20 protein-coding genes are annotated in these 21,062 nt (G+C 39.8%); 12 read left to right on the plus strand and 8 right to left on the minus strand.

Annotation, left to right across the window (positions count from 1 at the left end; translation table 11 throughout):
• Positions 1–39 precede the first annotated feature (39 nt).
• The 3 genes from KNQ97_RS06930 (at position 40) to KNQ97_RS06940 (ending at position 3,410) form a co-directional block, all read left to right on the plus strand.
• Positions 40–573 carry a hypothetical protein gene (locus KNQ97_RS06930; RefSeq protein ID WP_000626048.1) on the plus strand — a complete coding sequence of 178 codons (534 nt, stop codon included), beginning with the start codon at positions 40–42 and terminating at the stop codon, positions 571–573.
• Between the two features lies 1 nt (position 574).
• On the plus strand, positions 575–1,759 hold the full coding sequence (locus tag KNQ97_RS06935) for an iron-containing alcohol dehydrogenase (protein WP_001118410.1): 1,185 nt from the start codon (positions 575–577) through the stop codon (positions 1,757–1,759).
• Between the two features lie 265 nt (positions 1,760–2,024).
• Entirely contained in the window at positions 2,025–3,410 is a 1,386-nt protein-coding gene (locus KNQ97_RS06940) for an APC family permease (RefSeq protein ID WP_000183443.1), read from the plus strand.
• A 38-nt stretch (positions 3,411–3,448) separates the two neighbouring features.
• On the opposite strand, the gene KNQ97_RS06945 is transcribed toward KNQ97_RS06940, so the two are convergent.
• Positions 3,449–4,009, minus strand: a complete 561-nt coding sequence (locus tag KNQ97_RS06945; RefSeq protein ID WP_253612006.1) for a flavodoxin family protein — start codon at positions 4,007–4,009, stop codon at positions 3,449–3,451.
• 117 nt (positions 4,010–4,126) lie between these two features.
• Here KNQ97_RS06945 and KNQ97_RS06950 point away from each other — a divergent pair, with 117 nt between their 5' ends.
• Complete coding sequence (locus KNQ97_RS06950) at positions 4,127–4,507, plus strand: helix-turn-helix domain-containing protein (RefSeq protein WP_001001259.1); 381 nt, start codon at positions 4,127–4,129, stop codon at positions 4,505–4,507.
• A 49-nt stretch (positions 4,508–4,556) separates the two neighbouring features.
• Here the strand turns inward: KNQ97_RS06950 and KNQ97_RS06955 are convergent, their stop codons facing one another.
• The 7 genes from KNQ97_RS06955 to rplU form a co-directional block, all read right to left on the minus strand.
• Entirely contained in the window at positions 4,557–5,030 is a 474-nt protein-coding gene (locus KNQ97_RS06955; RefSeq protein ID WP_000582207.1) for a tRNA (cytidine(34)-2'-O)-methyltransferase, read from the minus strand.
• A gap of 76 nt (positions 5,031–5,106) precedes the next feature.
• Complete coding sequence (cysG, locus tag KNQ97_RS06960; RefSeq protein ID WP_000350915.1) at positions 5,107–6,480, minus strand: siroheme synthase CysG; 1,374 nt, start codon at positions 6,478–6,480, stop codon at positions 5,107–5,109.
• Between the two features lie 67 nt (positions 6,481–6,547).
• Positions 6,548–7,819: a serine--tRNA ligase gene (gene serS, locus KNQ97_RS06965; protein WP_000566834.1), complete on the minus strand. Its 1,272-nt coding sequence runs from the start codon at positions 7,817–7,819 to the stop codon at positions 6,548–6,550.
• Positions 7,820–7,937: 118 nt separating this feature from the next.
• Entirely contained in the window at positions 7,938–8,726 is a 789-nt protein-coding gene (locus KNQ97_RS06970) for an RsiV family protein (RefSeq protein ID WP_001177773.1), read from the minus strand.
• Positions 8,727–8,853: 127 nt separating this feature from the next.
• Complete coding sequence (lolA, locus tag KNQ97_RS06975; protein ID WP_001056757.1) at positions 8,854–9,549, minus strand: outer membrane lipoprotein chaperone LolA; 696 nt, start codon at positions 9,547–9,549, stop codon at positions 8,854–8,856.
• 240 nt (positions 9,550–9,789) lie between these two features.
• Positions 9,790–10,047 carry a 50S ribosomal protein L27 gene (gene rpmA, locus KNQ97_RS06980; protein WP_000201632.1) on the minus strand — a complete coding sequence of 86 codons (258 nt, stop codon included), beginning with the start codon at positions 10,045–10,047 and terminating at the stop codon, positions 9,790–9,792.
• A gap of 18 nt (positions 10,048–10,065) precedes the next feature.
• On the minus strand, positions 10,066–10,377 hold the full coding sequence (gene rplU / locus KNQ97_RS06985; protein ID WP_000271409.1) for a 50S ribosomal protein L21: 312 nt from the start codon (positions 10,375–10,377) through the stop codon (positions 10,066–10,068).
• A gap of 96 nt (positions 10,378–10,473) precedes the next feature.
• Here rplU and KNQ97_RS06990 point away from each other — a divergent pair, with 96 nt between their 5' ends.
• From KNQ97_RS06990 to KNQ97_RS07025, 8 genes are all read left to right on the plus strand, one after another.
• Entirely contained in the window at positions 10,474–10,773 is a 300-nt protein-coding gene (locus KNQ97_RS06990) for a hypothetical protein (RefSeq protein WP_000667118.1), read from the plus strand.
• 47 nt (positions 10,774–10,820) lie between these two features.
• The gene (sdsA, locus tag KNQ97_RS06995; protein WP_000234081.1) at positions 10,821–11,798 is read left to right on the plus strand and encodes an All-trans-nonaprenyl-diphosphate synthase; all 978 of its coding nucleotides are present in this window, start codon (positions 10,821–10,823) and stop codon (positions 11,796–11,798) included.
• Between the two features lie 14 nt (positions 11,799–11,812).
• Positions 11,813–13,873, plus strand: a complete 2,061-nt coding sequence (locus tag KNQ97_RS07000) for a site-specific recombinase (RefSeq protein WP_000547886.1) — start codon at positions 11,813–11,815, stop codon at positions 13,871–13,873.
• Between the two features lie 184 nt (positions 13,874–14,057).
• Entirely contained in the window at positions 14,058–14,684 is a 627-nt protein-coding gene (locus KNQ97_RS07005; RefSeq protein WP_017816375.1) for a phosphatase PAP2 family protein, read from the plus strand.
• Positions 14,685–14,708: 24 nt separating this feature from the next.
• Positions 14,709–15,959: a multidrug efflux RND transporter periplasmic adaptor subunit AdeI gene (adeI, locus tag KNQ97_RS07010; protein WP_000986589.1), complete on the plus strand. Its 1,251-nt coding sequence runs from the start codon at positions 14,709–14,711 to the stop codon at positions 15,957–15,959.
• Between the two features lie 12 nt (positions 15,960–15,971).
• On the plus strand, positions 15,972–19,148 hold the full coding sequence (gene adeJ / locus KNQ97_RS07015) for a multidrug efflux RND transporter permease subunit AdeJ (RefSeq protein ID WP_000046678.1): 3,177 nt from the start codon (positions 15,972–15,974) through the stop codon (positions 19,146–19,148).
• Positions 19,148–20,602 carry a multidrug efflux RND transporter outer membrane channel subunit AdeK gene (adeK, locus tag KNQ97_RS07020; protein WP_001174793.1) on the plus strand — a complete coding sequence of 485 codons (1,455 nt, stop codon included), beginning with the start codon at positions 19,148–19,150 and terminating at the stop codon, positions 20,600–20,602. The genes adeJ and adeK overlap by 1 nt, the downstream gene beginning before the upstream one ends.
• Positions 20,603–20,711: 109 nt before the next feature.
• Positions 20,712–21,059, plus strand: a complete 348-nt coding sequence (locus KNQ97_RS07025) for a YbjQ family protein (RefSeq protein ID WP_000927244.1) — start codon at positions 20,712–20,714, stop codon at positions 21,057–21,059.
• The last annotated feature ends 3 nt before the right edge of the window (positions 21,060–21,062 follow it).

Below are 21,062 nucleotides of genomic sequence, written 5' to 3' on the forward strand. Positions count from 1 at the left end.
CTAAATTTGCTTTTGCATAATTTTAAGAAGGGATAGCAAGTGATTTCGACAAAAGCTGTAAAGCCCACTCTGCAACTTGCCTACGTTAAGCTCATGATGGACGTTGTTGGTCGAGGCTTAGTCATGGCGAGTCAAGTAGATAGTGAAATACAAGAGGAAGTGTCTAAATTTCCTGTTCACTTTGTACTTTCAATGAATGTCTTCCCAAATGGACCCGCATTTTTTGCACGAGTGACAGAAGATAAACAATTAGAACTACTGAAAAGAGCGGAAAAAAAGCCTGATTTAACCATTACGTTTAAGCATGTAACTCATGCCTTTTTGGTTTTCTCTTTTCAGGAAAGTACTGCTCAAGCCTTTGCAAATGACCGCATGATTGCTGATGGTGATGTATCCGCAGCAATTCGTTTAGTTCGCTGCCTCAATAAAATGGAGTCTCTCATTTTACCGAAATTGGTGGCTTCACTCGCTGTTAAAGAATACCCAACTGAACTTACCCTAAAAGAAAAATTCAACCAAGCTGCAAATATTTATTTAAAAGTAGCTAAGTCTTACTTCAAGCGGAGCGCATAACATGGCTAAACCATATTACGAATTCTTTTGTCCTGTAAAAGTCATTGCCGGTAATGCTGCTTTAGAACATATTCCGTTTGAACTTGCGACTTTAGGTGCAAAACGCCCTCTTATCATTACCGATAAAGGTGTTCGTGCAAATGGCTTGTTAAACCCTATTGAAGCTGCTTTTAGCACAACTGATGCAGTCATTGGTCATGTTTTTGATGATGTTCCACCAGACTCAAGTCTTGAAGTTGTTCGACTTGCCGCGGAAGCTTATCGCACAAATAAATGTGATGCGATTATTGCTGTGGGCGGTGGTTCTGTTATCGATACCTCTAAAGCAACTAACATTTTAGTATCAGAAGGTGGAGATGATCTTCTTCAATATTCTGGTGCACACAACCTACCAAAACCATTAAAACCATTTTTCGTCATCCCGACTACATCAGGTACGGGATCTGAAGTGACTATGGTTGCTGTTGTGTCTGATACACAAAAGAATGTTAAATTGGCATTTGCTTCATATTACTTAATGCCACATGCTGCGATTTTAGATCCACGCATGACATTAACTTTACCACCTCACTTAACTGCAATGACGGGTATGGATGCGTTAACACATTGTGTTGAAGCGTACACCTGTATGGCAGCCAACCCACTCAGCGATGCTTATGCAAGTGCGGGTATTAAAAAGATTAGCGAAAATCTATTTAATGTCTTAGAAAATCCAAATGACTCACAAGGTCGTTTAGAACTCGCCCAAGCTTCTACAATGGCAGGTATCGCATTCTCTAACTCGATGGTAGGCCTTGTACACTCATTAGGACATGCATTAGGTGCAGTTGCTCACCTGCCCCACGGGCTGTGCATGAACTTATTCTTACCTTATGTGCTTGAGTACAATAAACAAGTCAATGGTCAGAAAATTGGCGAGTTGCTATTACCACTTGCAGGTGCCGATATTTATGCCCAGACTCCTGCTACTCAGCGTGCAGACAGAGCAATCGCAACTATTTTAGCAATGCGTGATCGTTTATTTAGCTTAACCAAATTACCACGTACCTTACGTGAAACAGGTAAAGTTACTGAAGCACAGCTTGATGAAGTGGCAGAGAAAGCACTAAATGATGGCTCAATTATTTATAATCCTAAAGAAGCAAGCTTAAAAGATCTAAGAGAGATCTTACAAAAAGCTTGGTAAGTTAAGATTTAGATATCTAAAGCAAAAAGCTAAAGGTCTGATTTTTATGACAAATCAGACCTTTTTTATATCTATGAATTTTTATTCATCATTTTCTTTGGAAATATGGCAAAAAATTTGCTAAAAAATCCACGAAAGTACTGACAATTTGCATCAATTTAGGATAGATTGGCGCACTTTATCTTTTATGTAGGGGGGATCGTTCGTCTCAAACGATCCTTAACACCAAGCTGATCCTTGATCAACGATTATGAGGATAACGCCGTTGACAAACTTATCTGGGACTAAACCAACAGCTAAACTTCAAAAGAATCTTGTGCTTTGGCACATCATTATTATTGGTTTAGCTTATATTCAGCCATTAACTTTATTTGATACTTTTGGTTTAGTATCAGAACGAAGTGGTGGACATGTACCTACTTCTTATATCTTTGCCTTAGTTGCAATTTTATTGACGTCGATCAGTTATGGACACATGATCAAACGCTATCCTTCTTCAGGATCAGCATATACCTACGCCCAAAAGTCAATTCACCCTAATGTTGGTTTTATGGTGGGTTGGTCATCTTGGCTAGACTATCTACTTTCACCACTCGTCAATATCATTTTGGCCGATATTTATTTAAGAGCTTTGTTTCCAGAAGTAAATAATTGGCTATGGGTTATTGGCTTAACTGCATTAATGACTGTGATTAACTTATTTGGCGCACGCTTTGTCGCGCGTTTTAACAGTACAATTGTGGTTATTCAACTTGGTGTTATTTTTTACTTTGTTTATCAAGTATATATTCTCCTTACCCAAGGCGTATATGCTGATGGTACGCTTAATCCCGATAAAGCCGAATTATGGTCATTAACTCCTTTTTGGAATGATATGACTTCTATTAGTGCTTTGATTGGTGGTGCAACAGTACTGTGCTTTTCTTTTACAGGTTTTGATGCTTTATCTTCACTTGCAGAAGAAACTAAAGATGCTGAAAAAACGCTTCCAAAAGCGATTTTCTCAACAGCATTGCTCGCAGGTATTATTTTTATTGTAAGCACTTACTTTATCCAGTTGTATTTCCCTAGCAACCCAAACATCTATTTTAAACCGTTAGATGAATCACAACCTGTTATGGTTGCAGCAATTGGCAGCATTGCATTTAAAACATTAGTTTTATATTTTGCTGTAGTTGCAGTAATGGCATCCGGTATTTCAGCACATGCTGGTGTATCTCGCTTAATGTATGTAATGGGTCGTGATGGGGTTATCAATAAAAAGCTGTTTGGTCATATTAGCCCAAGATTGCATACTCCGACTTACAATATTCTTATTGTTGGTGTAGTTGCATTATCTGCTGGCTTTTTAGACCTTGAACATATTGTTAACTTAATTAGTTTCGGGGCCTTAACTGCTTTTAGTTTTGTAAACTTCTCGGTGATTTCGCGCTACGCGCTGAGAGATGGTAAAAACAAATCTATCAAAGATATTATTAATTACATTATTGTACCAACGCTTGGCTTTGCTAGTGTGTTCTTAATGTGGTTAGAAATTGACAAGCTTGCTTTGCAAATTGGCTTAGCTTGGGCAGTGTTTGGAGTCGGTTATCTTGCCTATAAAACCAAAGGCTTTAAATATAATGCTCCTCAACATAATGAGCATGAATAATAAAAAAGGCGCTTAAAAGCGCCTTTTTTATGGACTCATTAACCATATATTTTATTTACAATGGCTTGTACACGTTTTGCATAAACTTTAGCTGTTTCCAAATCTCCTGTTGGAATTTCATCTACACTTGCATCCGAAGGTGATTGAACTAAAAGTCCTACCGAACCGCCTAAGTTGTTTACATCTTCACGTGTTGCATCTTTTGTATTCGCTGGCAATAAACCCAGACTCACCCAAATGCCACCATGCTGTGATGCTAAAGTTTGCAGCTGGATAAGCGTAACTTGTTTATCCCCATTTAAACTTGCACTATTCGTAAAGCCTGCAAATACTTTATCTTGCCAACCACGTGTGAACCAAACCTTTGAAGTTGCATCAGCAAATTTTTTAAATTGCCATGGTGCTGTACCCATATAGGTCGGCGCACCAAACACAATGCCTTTTGCATTATTCAATGTTTCCCAATCTTGCTCAGTGATATTACCTTCCTGATCAATCTGGATAAGTTGAGCATCAATTTCATTAGCAAAAGTTTCAGCCACTACTTTAGTGTGGCCATAACCCGAGAAATATACAACCGCAATATTAGAATTAGACATGGAAGAAAACCTATGTTTTATTAAATTCCATTTAATGATATATTTTAGATACTAGGTGTCAATTAGTTACCATTTGGTAACTATCTTATTTTTTTTAGAAAAGAGAGGGTAAATTAGATGAATGAATGTTTAAAATATAATATTTTTCAACAACATTGCCCTGCTCGACTGTTTTTTGAAAAAATTGCAGACAAATGGGTTTTACTCATCTTAAATATTCTTGAGCATGAAACTCAGCACTTCAACTTACTTAAAAAAAATATTGAAGGGATTTCACCTAAGGTCTTGTCTCAGAAGTTAAAAATGTTAGAGAGAGACGGTTTTATCGAACGAAAAATTCAGGATACTTCCCCTATTCGTGTCGATTATTCCCTCACGCCACTTGGGCAAAATGTAGCTGCTATGGCATATCAGTTAAAAGAATGGGCTGAAACTAATATTGAGCAAGTTTTAGCAGCCCAAATCATCTATGACGAAAAGATACTAGAACAAGCTTGAATAAAAATAAGGCCACTAAGGGCCTTATTTTTATTTAGAACTTAAGAAATTAACCTAATTTTTTAAAGCCTTGCTGACGCCATGCTTCATATACAATTACGGCAGTTGCATTAGATAAGTTTAAACTTCTTGAGTTTTCTGCCATTGGTAAACGAATCCATTGTTCTTGAGGGAACATCAGACGAACATGTTCAGGCAAGCCGCGTGTTTCTGGCCCCATCAATAAAGCCACAGGTCTATTTAAATCAACTGTATGAGGCGTAGCAGAACCTTTCGTAGTTAAAGGAAAAACATGCTCAACACCTTTTGCTTTTAAGTCCGCAAGACAAAGCTCTATGTTGTCCCAAATTTGCATTCTTGCCCATTCATGATAATCAAGCCCTGCACGTTTAAGCTTTTTATCATCAAGTTCAAAGCCTAAAGGCTTAACTAAATGCAATTGAGCGCCTGTATTCGCGCATAGACGAATAATATTACCTGTATTAGCAGGAATCTCAGGCTCGTATAGAACAACATGAATCACTTAATTACTCACTTAAATTACTTATTGGTTAGCTCAGGCAATAATTACATCTCTTTTGCAGATATCAATAAGCCTACTAATTCCACTGTAACTGTTCACGCAAACGTACAACCTCACCAATAATTGTGAGTGTCGGCGCATGAATTTGATGTTCTGTCACTTTAGATGCAATATCAGCAAGTGACCCCACCACAACCTTCTGTTCAGGTGTCGTACCCTTTGAAATTAATGCAACTGGCATATCTGGACGTTGTCCATGCGCAATCAGCTGCTCACAAATACGCTCTAATCCCACCAACCCCATATATAGTACTAATGTCTGGTTTTCGTATACCAGTTCGTTCCAAGGTAACTCAGGAGAACCTTCTTTTAGATGGCCTGTAAGAAAGCGGACACTCTGGGCATAATCACGATGGGTAAGCGGAATACCTGCATAAGCTGAACAACCTGACGCAGCAGTAATACCGGGAACAACTTGAAATGGGACGCCAGCTTGGAATAACTCTTGGATCTCTTCGCCACCACGGCCAAAAATAAAAGGGTCTCCCCCTTTTAAACGACAAACACGTTTACCTTTTTTCGCGTAGTCAACCAATAATGCATTAATACCTTCTTGAGGAACACTATGGTTAGAACGCGCTTTACCAACATATATTTTTGTTGCGTCTCGACGGCACAATTCTAAAATAGGTGCAGAAACAAGACGGTCATAAATGACCACATCAGCTTGCTGCATTAAACGTAAAGCTTTTAAAGTAATGAGTTCAGGATCACCTGGACCTGCACCCACCAAATAAACCTCGCCTTTAGGTGCTTTCCACTCCTGCAGTGCTTGTTCAAGCATGCTATCGGCAACATCTAGATTGTCATTAAAAACTTGTTCTTTTAAGGGGCTTGCATACAAGTTTTCCCAAAATATACGGCGCTCATCTGGATTAGAAATTTTTTCCTTAACCTGATTGCGCCATTTTCCTGAAAACTCAGCTAACTTACCCATGCCGTGTGGAATAGAGGTTTCTAACTGCGTACGGATTTGACGAGATAGAACAGGAGATGTTCCATTTGAAGCCACTGAAACAATTAATGGAGATCGATCAATAATCGCAGGCACCATAAAACGGCAATGTGGAATATCATCGACGCTATTTACAAGTAAATTGCGCGCTTCACACTGCTCAAAAACTGTTTTATTTACTTCTGCATCATTGGTCGCTGCAATAACTAAACGATAGGGTGTACTTAAAAATTTTTCAGCAAAAGCTTCAATAAACGGCTCGCCGCCTGTTGTTTTAATTAATTGCAGAAGCTGATCTTCAATTGCAGGAGCAACAACATCAATTATTGCTCCTGCTTTAGCTAATAAAGTTGCCTTGCGTAAAGCAATATGCCCTCCGCCCACAATCAGACAACGTTGCTGCTGCAACTTCAAAGAGATTGGAAAAATATCCACCTTAAACCTCTACATCAATCATCTGACTATGTTTAAGCAAAAACCGTGCACAATTTAGATGCAAAGCTTAATCAATAAACGTTGCACCACCCATATATGGGCGTAATACTTCTGGAATCTCAATTGAACCGTCTTCGCGTTGGTAGTTTTCCATTACTGCAAGTAAAGTACGCCCAACAGCAAGGCCTGAACCATTTAGAGTGTGCACCAATTCGGTCTTCTTCTGATCCATACGGTAGCGTGCTTTCATACGACGTGCCTGGAAATCACCCATATTAGAGCAGCTTGAAATTTCACGGTAAGTATTTTGACTTGGAACCCAAACTTCTAAATCATAAGTTTTAGTCGCCCCGAAGCCCATATCACCACCACAGAGCAAAATTTTGCGGTAAGGCAAACCAAGTGCCTGTAAAATGCCCTCAGCATGTGCAGTAAGCTCTTCAAGTGCCTGCATAGATGTTTCAGGCTTAACGATTTGCACCATTTCAACTTTATCAAATTGGTGCTGACGAATTAAACCACGTGTATCACGACCATAAGAACCTGCTTCACTACGGAAACATGGTGTATGGGCCGCATATTTTAATGGTAAGCGATCTGCATCAATAATTTCATCACGGACAAAGTTAGTGACTGGAACTTCTGCTGTAGGGATGAGGTAGTATTCTTTTTCACCTTGAAGTTTAAATAGATCTTCTTCAAATTTTGGTAACTGACCTGTCCCACGTAATGAATCAGCATTTACCAAATAAGGCACATAAGCTTCGGTATACCCATTCTTTAAAGTATGGGTATCGAGCATGAACTGAGTTAAAGCACGTTGTAGACGAGCTAAAGGTCCCTTCAATACACTAAAACGTGAGCCTGTGAGTTTAGTGGCAGTTTCAAACTCTAGTCCGCCCATCCACTCACCTAAATCAGTATGATCTTTGATTTCAAAATCGAACTGACGAGGTGTACCCCATTTTGAGATTTCAACGTTATCATTTTCATCTTTACCAGCTGGTACAGATTCGTCCGGCAAGTTAGGAATGCTAAGCGCTTTTTGCTCAATCTCGTTTTGTAGCTCTGATAAAGCAACTTCGGCAGCTTTAATTTCATCACCAATGGCTTGCATACGTGCCATGATTTCAGAAGCATCACCACCGGATTTTTTAATCTGACCCACTTGTTTAGCACCGGCATTTCGCTCTGCCTGTAACTTTTCAGTTTTTGATTGCAAGTCTTTACGGCGAGTCTCTAAAGATGCCCATTCTTGAACATCTAACTGAACACCACGTTTTGCCAAAGCTGCATTAACGACTTCAATATTATTTCTGAGTAACTTAGGGTCGATCATAATCAATCATAATATGGGTAAAAAACTGGCTATAGTGTAAGCCCTTAACACTAAAAAATATAGTGATCATCTTCATAACGAATAGCTTTCACACAATTCTTAGAATAGATCTTATATTTTATAAGTTATAGTTCGGTACACTCGGTAAATACTCAGGTTTAATATATTTAGCTGCTTCAAAATATGGCAAGGTTAATTCAGACATACCTTCTGCATAAGAAGCTAATTCATAAATTGGATAGACAAAAACAATCCCATTTGCACCATAGTAGAAATTATCACTTAATTGCAGTTTTTCGCGGCTAATATTGTGCTCTTGAAGCCAATTAGTATTTGCATCAAAAAGTGCATCAACCAACTGTTTTTCAACATCTGGCTTAATAAGTTCTTCAACGGTAATGTGCTTTTTATTTAGCAAGTCAAAATTTACAAACTCTTGATGTGACATACCATGTGCTGCCCCCGCAGAGTATGAATATGTCTGGAATGCAAAGGTTGCAAGGTTATAATTTTGCCCTAAATAACGGACATAGATGGCACTCTGACTTGAGCTCGGCTCCCCTTCCGGTACCTCAACAGGTTTATCAGCCAAATTTGCAAAAGCATTCGGGTCTGCTTTTTTTATACGGTTCGTAAAATAATCATTAATCCATTTTTGATTGGTTTGTACGGTCTGAAAATCATATTCAGTGCAGCCGTCTTCAAGACAAACTTTAGGTTTTGGCAGCTTTACAGGAACAACTTTTGCTTGAATGACAGGGACTTCAGCTTGCTTTTGCTCTTTTACTGAAGCACTAGAAGCCGGTTGTTCATCTTTAGCCGTAGATTTTGGCTGACAACCGCTCACCGCAACCATGGCAGCTAACATTGGAAGAATGAAAATAGTTTTTTTATCGTAAAGTTGCATGTTAATCCCCGTAAACTCACTCCTACCACTATACAAAGCGTAAGTTTAAGACGGGGTTAAAAAATGTATCTAGGCTTGATATATAAAAAGAAAGCCATCGTAAAGATGGCTTTCTAAATAATCAGACTTATTGATCAATAATATCGGTACCTTTCGGAGGCGTAAAATTGAAGGTTGAAGCCGGAATTGAGGCATTTACTTTAACATTCTTGAAACGAACATAAGTCGTTTGACCTAAAGAATCTTGTAATACCATGAGTGTAGGTGCTTTGTTGGCACCAAAACTAATCGTTAAGCTTTGGAAAGCTCCATCTTCTTTTTTAGGGAATAAAGTGAAATATAACTTAGATTTATCTGGCTGAGTTACCCGGTAAGACTTCATGATTTGGTTAGTATTACCAGAGAGTAATAAAGCAGGTGTATCAGCGACCTGATCATCTAGGCTTTGGCGCACAGCCTGTTGTAGATCAGGGTCATAAATCCAGACTGTTTTTCCACTTGTTACAATAGTTTGCTTAGAGGGACTTACAGTTTCCCAATAAAATTTCCCCGGACGTTCAACTTTCATTGAACCTTTAAATGTCTGGTTCATATGCTGAGCACTTAAGCCTTTTTTCTGTGCTACAGTTTTTGTATTCGCTTTCGTTGTTTGTTCAAAATCGGCAGTCAAACGCTGTAAGCCTGATAACTGATTTACCAGGTTCCCAATTGCCTGTTGCTCCGGTGCTGCTACGGGTGCAGCGAACGCTGTAGTACTCATTACAGGAGCAAGCACTGAGGCGCTGAGTGTAATAGCACACATGGTTTTACGAAGCATATTCATGTCATCACCTTTTTAGTTGCTGTAAGATAACTTGCTAGCCTTTCAATTAATCCAGCTAAACAAGCTCTTCATTCAAGACTTATATTAACCGACAAACTTTGTGCTAATCATTGAGAAAATAAGATATTTTGTTATGTTATTCATGTTGTTTGTAGAATTTCATTCATCATCATGAAGACAATATTGATGTATTTCCATAAAAAAAGCCCACAAAATGTGGGCTTTTTCTTAAGCTAAAACTTAAACAGTTTCAACTTTTACGTAGCGACGGCCAAATTGACCTTTCACTTCGAATTTTACTACGCCGTCAGCAGTAGCAAATAAAGTATGGTCACGACCCATACCAACATTTGCACCAGCGTGGAATTCAGTACCACGTTGACGAACGATGATGTTACCAGCAGTTACAGTTTGACCACCGTAAACTTTAACACCTAACATTTTTGGGTTTGAATCACGACCGTTCTTCGTCGATCCACCGGCTTTTTTAGTTGCCATGTCTCTTACTCCTCGTGATTAGCCTGAAATACCAGTAATTTTCAACTCAGTGAACCATTGACGGTGACCTTGTTGTTTACGGTAGTGTTTACGACGACGCATTTTGATGATGCGGATTTTGTCGTGACGACCATGACCAATCACTTCTGCAGTTACTTTAGCGCCAGCTACAACTGGAGCACCGATTTGAATGTTGTCACCGTTTACAACCATTAATACATCATCAAATGTAATAGTTGCGCCAGATTCAGCCTTCAATAATTCAACTTTAAGGGTTTCACCCTCAACTACACGGTGCTGTTTACCACCGCTTTGGATTACTGCGTACATAACGTACTCCAATCAGCCCGTGTCGTCGTGCCGATAAAGGGATATATCGATCTTAAAACGAACGCCACTGGGGTTATACAAGGCGACAGATTTTAAGTGAAATTTGATCAAACGACAAGTGCTTTATCTTTAACTAAGCAACAGAAGCCATCATTCTTACATAATAAAAATAGCTTCAATTTGATTTTAGTACTTTTCATTGATTCTGAATGGAATTTAAAATACAGTTCCAAACACAACTTGCAACAAGAACAAGCTGTATTCATGTTGACGTTATTAAAATTTATTGTTTTGTCGGAAACACATCGTTTTGCCGAAATAAAGAACAAAGAACTCTTCATGAACATACAAATGATTAATATCAATTGCTTGTTTCCCTGTTTAATGCACTTTTAATTGATACACTAACGCCACTTATCTACCAATACGGGGTTTTTCTTCATATGGTCATCGATTTTAAGCAAGACATTCTCGCTCCTGTTGCTACAGACTTTGCTGCGATGGATCACTTGATTAATGAAGGAATTAGCTCAAAAGTCGGCTTGGTCATGTCAGTGAGTAAACATGTAGTTGAAGCTGGCGGCAAACGTATGCGCCCAATCATGTGTTTACTTGCAGCACGCGCTTGCGGCCTCGACAATATGCAAAATGCACAGCGTCTGGCAGCTATTATTGAAATGCTTCATACCGCAACTTTAGTGCATGATGATGTAGTTGATGAATCTGGACTTCGCCGTGGTCGTCCTACTGCAAATGCAACATGGAACAATCAAACGGCCGTATTGGTTGGTGACTTCCTTATTGCCCGCGCTTTTGACCTTTTGGTTGATTTAAACAACATGACCTTATTAAAAGACTTCTCAACAGGTACATGTGAAATTGCTGAAGGTGAGGTATTACAGCTCCAATCTCAGCATCAACCGGATACAACCGAAGAAACATATTTAAAAATTATTCACGGGAAAACTTCTCGTTTATTTGAACTTGCAACCGAAGGTGCAGCTATTTTGGCTGGGCAAGAAGCTTACCGCGAACCTTTAAGATTATTTGCAGGCCATTTCGGAAATGCATTCCAGATTATTGACGATATTTTAGACTACACTTCAGATGCTGAAACATTAGGTAAAAATATTGGTGATGATTTAATGGAAGGTAAACCGACTTTACCGTTAATTTCAGCATTAGCACATTCAACCGGTGAAGAGCATGCCATTATCAGACGCAGTATTGCGACTGGTGGTGTTGACCAATTACCTAAAGTGATTGAAATTGTGCAAAAGTCTGGTGCTTTAGACTATTGCCAGCGCCGTGCCCAAGAAGAAACAGAAGCAGCACTGCAAGCCTTATCAATCTTGCCTGATACACCTTATCGTCAAGCGTTGATTAATTTAACTCGGCTTGCATTACATCGAATACAGTAGATATTATTTTGCCTATGCATATAAATTTTTCAGAACATTTTTTTAAAATCCAGAAACAGCTTGAAAACCCTCAAGCTGTTATTGACGAAAATATTCTCATTGACCTAGTCAATGCTTTACGGCCATCCGATCCTCAAGATACGGATGAAATAGAGCAAAAAATACAAGCCTTTATTGATAGTCTATTACTTACTCCTACCGCTCCAGCTCTTTTACAAACCTTTTTATTACGCCTCATTAATCAATATAAGCAAGTCAGCTTATATGCAGATAGTGGTATTTTGTCTTTAGATGGCTTCTGGAACCAGCTTGGGCAAAGACTTGGCGGTCACTTTCTGCCACTTATTGAAGATGCAAGTCAGCTTAAAATTCTGATTGGAAAAATTTTCTATTTAGAAAGTGATTCAATCTGGTTAAACAATGTCGATGACAAGGATTGGGCAACTTTGTTCGGACTTATTGGGCAAAGTAACAGTAATGTCGATGAAAAGCATGCCATTCAGCGAGAAATGATTAAGGCTATTACTGTCTTATCTTACCGTATTAGTGGTATCGGTCTTTATCCTGAATTTATTAACGCTCAACCTGAATTAACCGAATATGAATCGCCATTTTTGGTACAAAACCGTGAAATTATTGAGTTTATAGAGAAGTACAAAAAACAGGATATTTCTAGCAACGACATTGCTGTGCTTCCACCTCCTGATGCCTCTCAAGCATTTGTAATGCTAGAGCAGTGTCGAGACGTCGTTTTAAAAATACGCCGAGCGACCAAAAGAATCGGTGTAAGTTTAAGTTTGACCTATCTTTTGTCTTTACTTGAACAGTGTTTAGATCGGATTGAATTATTACTCTATCTAGTTGTAGATGATAGCGAGGGACGCTACGTTTCTTTAGGAAACTTAATTTCAGACTTAACTAAAGCACATTATAGTGAAAAAAGTGTTCGCTCGTTACTCAGCACGACCAGTGAGCTTATTGCCTTTCAAGTCACAGAGAATGCAAGCCGTACTGGCGAACACTATGTAAGTACAGACACCAAAGGCTTTTGGGGCATGTATAAAGCCGCTGCTGGTGCAGGTGTGATTATTGCCTGTATGGCCTCATTAAAAATTCTTGCTGCACGTATGACTATGGCTCCGCTCATGCAAGCCTTTACGTTCAGTATGAACTATTCACTGGGCTTTATTCTGATTCATGTATTGCACTTTACTGTTGCAACAAAACAACCCGCAATGACGGCTGCCGCACTTGCAGCCACAGTTCAGCAACGTAAAGGCTCTAAAACTGCACAAATTGCAGAATTAGCCGCACTTATTATCAATATTATTCGAACTCAGTTTATTGCTATTTTGGGTAATATTTCGATTGCAATTCCTACTGCTGCTCTTATTACCTTTGCTTGGCAGTTCTATCTTGATGAGCCTTTATTAACTCATACCAAGGCAACTTATCTATTACATAGCCTAAACCCTTTTACCTCATTAGCCGTTCCGCATGCAGCGATTGCTGGGGTGTGTTTGTTTTTATCTGGCCTTATTGCGGGCTACTTCGACAACATGGCAGTTTATAGAAAAGTAGGACCCCGTTTAAAAGCACATCGACGTTTAAGAAACTTATTTGGACAAGAACGCCTGAACCGTTTTGCAGAATATATTGAACGTAATTTAGGGGCGCTCGCAGGTAATTTCCTATTTGGCGTAATGTTAGGAAGTATGGGAACAATTGGCTTTATTTTGGGCCTACCTCTAGATATTCGTCACATTGCCTTTGCGTCAGCGAACTTCATTCAAGGTTTAATGACTATTAATGGTAGTCCTGATATTGGCTTGATTATAGTTTCATTTTTAGGCGTACTCTGTATTGGTCTCACCAACTTATTTGTGAGTTTCACACTCACTATTATTGTGGCATTACGTGCACGTCGAGTTCGCTTTGAACAATGGAAGCCATTAGCCAAACTGGTCATGACCCATTTTCTTACCCGACCAAGTGACTTCTTCTGGCCACCGAAACAGCCTCTAGAATTAGAAGAAAATGCCCAAGCCAATAGCGGAAAAAAAGCAGAACATTAAATGTTTTGCTTTGTACACAAAATGTGATGTCCGTCAATTTTGTTGTGATTGTTTTTCCAAATGTTAAAAAAATTTCAAAATGAATTTACGATGATCTATCAGGCTTGAAAAAAAGTGTACTGGCAAGTACACTTTCAACGGCGTTCAATAGTGAAAAACTATATGAATAAGCAAAGGTGTGTTTATGCCCTATCTATTGCTTTGTATTGGTTGCGTTTTTTTAGGATTAGGTGTTCTTGGTCTTTTTGTACCAAGTCTTCAATCTTTGGACTTGCTCACCGTTCAAACATTGAGTCACCATCGTTTAGATTATCTTAATAGTATAACCACCTTTCTTGCACGCGTAGGCGGCATGCCTTTTGTATGTTTTTTATCCTTTCTAGTATGTATATATTTAGCATGGTATAAAAAATATATTACTGTTATTTTCATTAGCTTGGGAGTTATTGGCAGTATCACCATGGGTTGGCTGCTCAAGTGGTGTGTTAACCGGCCTAGACCTCCTGAGGCATATCATATTGTTGAAAGTTACGGTGCATCGTTCCCAAGTGCACATAGTGTTTATGCATCAACACTGGCTTGTCTGGCAATGATTATGTTATGCCATAAGCACAACATTAACTCTCCTTATATTGTTTTGATCTCCTGTCTTTGGTTTGTGTGTATGGGGCTTTCAAGAATATATGCAGGAGTTCATTTCCCAACAGACGTACTCGCTGGTTGGGGCATTGGTTTTATTTGGATTGCACTGCTTTGGCTCTGGTTATTACAAACACAAAGTAGGTTAAGTAAAAAACAAATATATTTTTAGATTTTATCTAAACGAGGTGGAACAATGATGTCGGCTAAGCTTTGGGCACCAGCCCTTACTGCTTGCGCATTAGCAACAAGTATCGCGCTTGTTGGTTGTAGCAAAGGCTCCGATGAGAAACAGCAAGCTGCTGCTGCTCAGAAAATGCCGCCTGCAGAAGTAGGTGTTATTGTTGCTCAACCACAAAGTGTTGAACAAAGCGTTGAGCTTTCAGGCCGTACTTCAGCATATCAAATTTCTGAAGTTCGTCCTCAGACAAGTGGCGTGATTTTAAAACGCTTATTTGCTGAAGGAAGCTATGTTCGTGAAGGTCAGGCGCTTTATGAGCTCGACTCTAGAACGAACCGTGCAACGTTAGAAAATGCAAAAGCATCACTCCTACAACAACAGGCAAATCTAGCTTCACTACGTACCAAGTTAAATCGTTATAAACAACTTGTTTCTAGTAATGCTGTGTCTAAACAGGAATATGATGACTTACTTGGTCAAGTTAATGTTGCAGAAGCACAAGTTGCAGCAGCTAAGGCTCAAGTAACAAATGCAAATGTAGATCTTGGTTATTCTACAATTCGCTCTCCTATTTCTGGCCAATCTGGTCGTTCTTCAGTAACGGCTGGTGCTTTGGTTACTGCAAACCAGACTGACCCGTTGGTAACGATTCAACAGTTAGATCCTATCTATGTTGATATTAATCAGTCTAGTGCTGAGTTATTGCGTTTACGTCAACAACTAAGCAAAGGTAGTTTAAATAACAGTAACAACACGAAAGTAAAATTAAAGCTTGAAGATGGTTCTACCTATCCAATCGAAGGGCAACTTGCTTTTTCTGACGCTTCTGTAAACCAAGATACAGGAACAATTACATTACGTGCCGTATTCTCTAACCCGAATCATTTATTGCTTCCGGGTATGTATACCACTGCGCAAATTGTTCAGGGCGTTGTTCCAAATGCTTACCTGATTCCTCAAGCTGCCATTACTCGTTTACCTACAGGACAAGCTGTAGCGATGCTTGTTAATGCTAAAGGGGTTGTTGAGAGCCGTCCTGTTGAAACCTCTGGTGTTCAAGGACAAAACTGGATTGTGACTAACGGCTTAAAAGCCGGCGATAAAGTCATTGTTGATGGTGTTGCCAAAGTTAAAGAAGGGCAAGAAGTATCAGCAAAACCTTATCAAGCTCAACCAGCAAACTCTCAAGGTGCAGCACCAAATGCTGCGAAACCGGCTCAATCAGGTAAACCTCAAGCAGAACAGAAAGCAGCTTCAAATGCATAAGGGGTAGATTGAATGGCACAATTTTTTATTCATCGCCCCATATTTGCGTGGGTGATTGCATTAGTCATTATGTTGGCGGGTATTCTTACGCTAACAAAAATGCCTATTGCACAATATCCAACGATTGCACCACCAACCGTAACGATTGCTGCGACTTATCCTGGTGCATCGGCTGAAACAGTTGAAAATACTGTAACCCAGATCATTGAACAACAAATGAATGGTCTTGATGGCTTACGTTATATTTCATCTAACAGTGCTGGTAATGGTCAGGCATCTATTCAATTAAACTTTGAACAAGGTGTTGACCCTGATATTGCACAGGTTCAAGTTCAAAACAAATTGCAATCTGCAACTGCGCTTTTACCTGAAGATGTACAACGTCAAGGTGTAACAGTTACTAAATCTGGTGCGAGCTTCTTGCAAGTTATTGCATTCTATTCACCAGATAACAACCTGTCAGACTCTGACATTAAAGACTATGTAAACTCGTCAATTAAAGAACCGCTTAGCCGTGTTGCCGGTGTTGGTGAGGTACAGGTCTTTGGTGGCTCATACGCAATGCGTATCTGGCTTGATCCAGCTAAATTAACAAGCTATCAACTTACTCCTAGTGATATTGCAACTGCCTTACAAGCGCAGAACTCGCAAGTTGCTGTAGGTCAGTTAGGTGGTGCTCCGGCTGTACAAGGTCAAGTTCTTAACGCAACAGTAAATGCACAAAGCTTATTGCAGACTCCTGAGCAGTTTAAAAATATCTTCTTAAAGAACACAGCATCAGGTGCTGAGGTTCGATTAAAAGATGTTGCTCGCGTAGAATTAGGTTCGGATAACTATCAATTTGACTCGAAGTTTAACGGTAAACCGGCAGCTGGTCTTGCAATTAAAATTGCCACAGGTGCTAACGCACTCGACACAGCCGAAGCAGTTGAACAACGTTTATCTGAACTACGTAAGAACTATCCAACAGGTCTTGCAGATAAACTGGCTTATGACACGACTCCATTTATCCGTCTTTCAATTGAAAGTGTAGTACACACATTAATTGAAGCCGTGATTTTGGTATTCATTGTCATGTTCCTATTCTTACAAAACTGGCGTGCAACGATTATTCCAACGCTTGCAGTTCCAGTAGTTGTATTAGGTACATTTGCGGTCATTAATATCTTTGGCTTCTCAATTAACACCTTAACCATGTTCGCTATGGTATTGGCAATCGGTCTTCTGGTCGATGACGCCATTGTTGTAGTCGAAAACGTTGAACGTGTGATGAGTGAAGACCATACCGATCCGGTTACGGCCACTTCTCGCTCAATGCAGCAGATTTCTGGTGCGTTAGTAGGTATTACCAGCGTATTGACAGCGGTATTCGTACCAATGGCTTTCTTTGGTGGTACAACAGGTGTAATTTACCGCCAGTTCTCGATTACTCTTGTAACTGCAATGGTTCTGTCGTTAATTGTAGCGTTGACGTTCACACCGGCACTTTGTGCAACTATCTTGAAACAGCATGATCCTAATAAAGAACCAAGCAATAATATCTTTGCGCGTTTCTTTAGAAGCTTTAACAATGGTTTTGACCGCATGTCGCATAGCTACCAAAATGGTGTTAGCCGCATGCTTAAAGGCAAAATCTTCTCTGGCGTGCTCTATGCTGTTGTAGTTGCCCTTTTAGTCTTCTTGTTCCAAAAACTCCCGTCTTCATTCTTACCAGAAGAAGATCAGGGTGTGGTCATGACACTTGTACAATTACCACCAAATGCAACGCTTGACCGTACCGGTAAAGTGATTGACACCATGACTAACTTCTTTATGAATGAAAAAGATACCGTGGAATCTATTTTCACTGTTTCTGGTTTCTCATTCACAGGTGTTGGTCAAAACGCGGGTATTGGCTTCGTTAAGTTGAAAGACTGGAGCAAACGTACGACACCAGAAACTCAAATTGGTTCATTGATTCAGCGTGGTATGGCATTAAATATGATCATTAAAGATGCATCATACGTTATGCCGTTACAGCTTCCAGCAATGCCTGAACTTGGTGTAACTGCCGGATTTAACTTGCAGCTTAAAGATTCAAGTGGTCAAGGCCATGAGAAACTGATTGCAGCTCGTAACACGATTTTAGGTTTGGCATCACAAGATAAACGTCTTGTAGGTGTGCGTCCAAATGGTCAGGAAGATACTCCTCAGTATCAAATTAATGTAGATCAGGCTCAAGCTGGTGCTATGGGCGTTAGTATTGCCGAAATCAACAATACAATGCGTATTGCATGGGGTGGCTCATACATTAACGATTTCGTTGACCGTGGTCGTGTGAAAAAAGTTTATGTTCAAGGTGATGCGGGCAGCCGTATGATGCCTGAAGACTTAAACAAATGGTATGTACGTAATAACAAAGGTGAGATGGTTCCATTCTCGGCATTTGCTACAGGCGAATGGACGTATGGTTCTCCACGTCTCGAACGTTATAACGGCGTGTCATCGGTTAACATTCAAGGTACACCTGCACCTGGCGTGAGCTCTGGTGATGCCATGAAAGCAATGGAAGAAATTATTGGTAAGTTACCATCTATGGGCTTACAAGGTTTCGACTATGAATGGACAGGCTTATCACTTGAAGAACGTGAGTCTGGTGCTCAAGCGCCGTTCTTATACGCACTTTCATTGTTAATCGTATTCCTTTGCTTGGCTGCACTATATGAAAGCTGGTCAATTCCGTTCTCGGTTTTACTTGTGGTACCACTTGGTGTCATTGGTGCAATCGTATTGACCTACTTGGGCATGATTATTAAAGGAGATCCAAATCTCTCAAATAACATTTACTTCCAGGTAGCGATTATTGCGGTTATCGGTCTTTCTGCAAAAAATGCGATCTTGATTGTTGAATTCGCAAAAGAATTGCAGGAAAAAGGTGAAGATCTACTTGATGCAACCTTACATGCTGCAAAAATGCGTTTACGTCCAATTATCATGACCACCCTTGCCTTCGGTTTCGGTGTACTTCCACTTGCACTTTCAACAGGTGCCGGTGCAGGAAGTCAGCACTCTGTAGGCTTTGGTGTACTTGGTGGCGTACTCAGCGCGACGTTCTTAGGTATCTTCTTTATCCCTGTATTCTATGTGTGGATTCGTAGTATCTTTAAGTACAAACCAAAAACCATAAACACTCAGGAGCATAAATCGTGATGCAAAAAGTATGGTCTATTTCAGGTCGTAGCATTGCGGTATCTGCACTTGCGCTTGCTTTGGCAGCTTGTCAAAGCATGCGCGGCCCAGAACCAGTCGTGAAAACCGATATACCACAAAGCTATGCATATAACAGCGCTTCTGGTACGTCTATTGCTGAACAGGGTTATAAACAGTTCTTTGCTGACCCGCGTTTGCTTGAAGTGATTGATTTGGCTCTTGCCAATAACCGTGACTTACGTACAGCAACGCTCAATATTGAACGTGCTCAACAGCAATATCAGATTACACAGAACAACCAGCTTCCAACAATCGGAGCAAGTGGTAGTGCAATTCGTCAGGTTTCTCAAAGCCGTGATCCGAATAATCCCTACTCTACTTATCAAGTAGGTTTGGGTGTAACTGCTTATGAGCTAGATTTCTGGGGTCGTGTTCGTAGCCTTAAAGATGCTGCTTTAGATAGTTATCTTGCAACACAAAGTGCTCGTGATTCGACTCAAATCAGTCTGATTAGCCAAGTTGCTCAAGCATGGTTAAATTATTCGTTTGCAACAGCAAACTTAAGACTGGCAGAGCAAACGCTTAAAGCCCAGTTAGATTCTTACAATCTCAACAAAAAACGTTTTGATGTAGGTATCGACAGTGAAGTTCCATTACGTCAAGCACAGATTTCTGTAGAAACTGCGCGTAATGATGTAGCAAACTACAAAACTCAAATTGCTCAAGCACAAAACTTGTTGAACTTGCTTGTAGGCCAACCTGTTCCACAAAACTTGTTACCTACACAACCTGTAAAACGCATTGCTCAACAAAATGTGTTTACTGCCGGTTTACCAAGTGACTTGTTAAATAACCGTCCAGATGTAAAAGCTGCTGAATACAACTTAAGCGCTGCGGGTGCGAATATCGGTGCTGCAAAAGCACGTTTATTCCCAACCATTAGCTTAACGGGTTCGGCTGGTTATGCATCAACTGACTTAAGTGATCTATTTAAGTCTGGTGGTTTTGTATGGTCAGTTGGTCCAAGCTTAGATTTACCAATCTTTGACTGGGGTACACGCCGTGCCAATGTAAAAATTTCTGAAACCGATCAGAAAATTGCATTGTCTGATTATGAAAAATCAGTTCAATCTGCGTTCCGTGAAGTTAATGACGCGCTTGCAACTCGTGCCAACATTGGTGAGCGTTTAACAGCACAACAACGTCTAGTAGAAGCGACTAACCGCAACTACACACTTTCAAATGCCCGCTTCCGTGCTGGTATTGATAGTTACTTGACTGTTCTTGATGCGCAGCGTTCTTCATATGCAGCTGAACAAGGTTTGTTATTGCTTCAACAAGCAAACTTAAACAACCAAATCGAGTTATACAAAACTCTAGGTGGTGGTTTAAAAGCAAATACTTCAGATACAGTGGTACACCAACCATCTAGTGCTGAACTTAAAAAGCAATAAGTTTTAAATCACTTTCTTATAAAAGCTCACTTCGGTGGGCTTTTTTATTGCAACTCATCTGAATATTTTTTATCTTGAAAGCTTAAGAAATTTAGTTTGATAAAAAACAATGTTATTAAGTAATTTAGAAAGTGTTCCAGGCCATCAAATTTTAAAGCAACTTGATGTTGTTTACGGGAGTACCGTCCGTAGTAAGCATGTGGGTCGCGACTTGATGGCAAGTTTAAAGAATATTGTAGGTGGTGAACTTACGGGTTATACCGAATTATTAGAAGAATCTCGCCAAGAGGCTATGCAACGTATGATTGTAAAAGCCCAGCAACTTGGTGCCAATGCAATTGTTGGTATTCGTTTTTCTACCTCAAATATTGCCCAAGGTGCTTCTGAATTATTTGTATATGGCACAGCAGTAGTTGTGCAGCCAGCACCTCATCTACCCGATCCATTTAGTGCATAGGTA

Origin of the sequence: Acinetobacter sp. UC24323, from assembly GCF_024151445.1 — a bacterium.
GTDB lineage: Bacteria > Pseudomonadota > Gammaproteobacteria > Pseudomonadales > Moraxellaceae > Acinetobacter > Acinetobacter baumannii.

Excerpts from the sequence above, each read along its gene's own strand:
- KNQ97_RS06945 (WP_253612006.1), bottom strand. The coding sequence starts at position 4,009 with ATGTCTAATTCTAATATTGCGGTTGTATATTTCTCGGGTTATGGCCAC.
- lolA (WP_001056757.1), bottom strand. The coding sequence starts at position 9,549 with ATGAATATGCTTCGTAAAACCATGTGTGCTATTACACTCAGCGCCTCA.
- serS (WP_000566834.1), bottom strand. The coding sequence starts at position 7,819 with ATGATCGACCCTAAGTTACTCAGAAATAATATTGAAGTCGTTAATGCA.
- sdsA (WP_000234081.1), top strand. The coding sequence starts at position 10,821 with ATGGTCATCGATTTTAAGCAAGACATTCTCGCTCCTGTTGCTACAGAC.
- KNQ97_RS07025 (WP_000927244.1), top strand. The coding sequence starts at position 20,712 with ATGTTATTAAGTAATTTAGAAAGTGTTCCAGGCCATCAAATTTTAAAG.
- KNQ97_RS07000 (WP_000547886.1), top strand. The coding sequence starts at position 11,813 with ATGCATATAAATTTTTCAGAACATTTTTTTAAAATCCAGAAACAGCTT.
- KNQ97_RS06935 (WP_001118410.1), top strand. The coding sequence starts at position 575 with ATGGCTAAACCATATTACGAATTCTTTTGTCCTGTAAAAGTCATTGCC.
- rplU (WP_000271409.1), bottom strand. The coding sequence starts at position 10,377 with ATGTACGCAGTAATCCAAAGCGGTGGTAAACAGCACCGTGTAGTTGAG.
- adeI (WP_000986589.1), top strand. The coding sequence starts at position 14,709 with ATGATGTCGGCTAAGCTTTGGGCACCAGCCCTTACTGCTTGCGCATTA.
- adeK (WP_001174793.1), top strand. The coding sequence starts at position 19,148 with ATGCAAAAAGTATGGTCTATTTCAGGTCGTAGCATTGCGGTATCTGCA.
- KNQ97_RS06970 (WP_001177773.1), bottom strand. The coding sequence starts at position 8,726 with ATGCAACTTTACGATAAAAAAACTATTTTCATTCTTCCAATGTTAGCT.
- KNQ97_RS06950 (WP_001001259.1), top strand. The coding sequence starts at position 4,127 with ATGAATGAATGTTTAAAATATAATATTTTTCAACAACATTGCCCTGCT.
- rpmA (WP_000201632.1), bottom strand. The coding sequence starts at position 10,047 with ATGGCAACTAAAAAAGCCGGTGGATCGACGAAGAACGGTCGTGATTCA.
- KNQ97_RS07005 (WP_017816375.1), top strand. The coding sequence starts at position 14,058 with ATGCCCTATCTATTGCTTTGTATTGGTTGCGTTTTTTTAGGATTAGGT.
- adeJ (WP_000046678.1), top strand. The coding sequence starts at position 15,972 with ATGGCACAATTTTTTATTCATCGCCCCATATTTGCGTGGGTGATTGCA.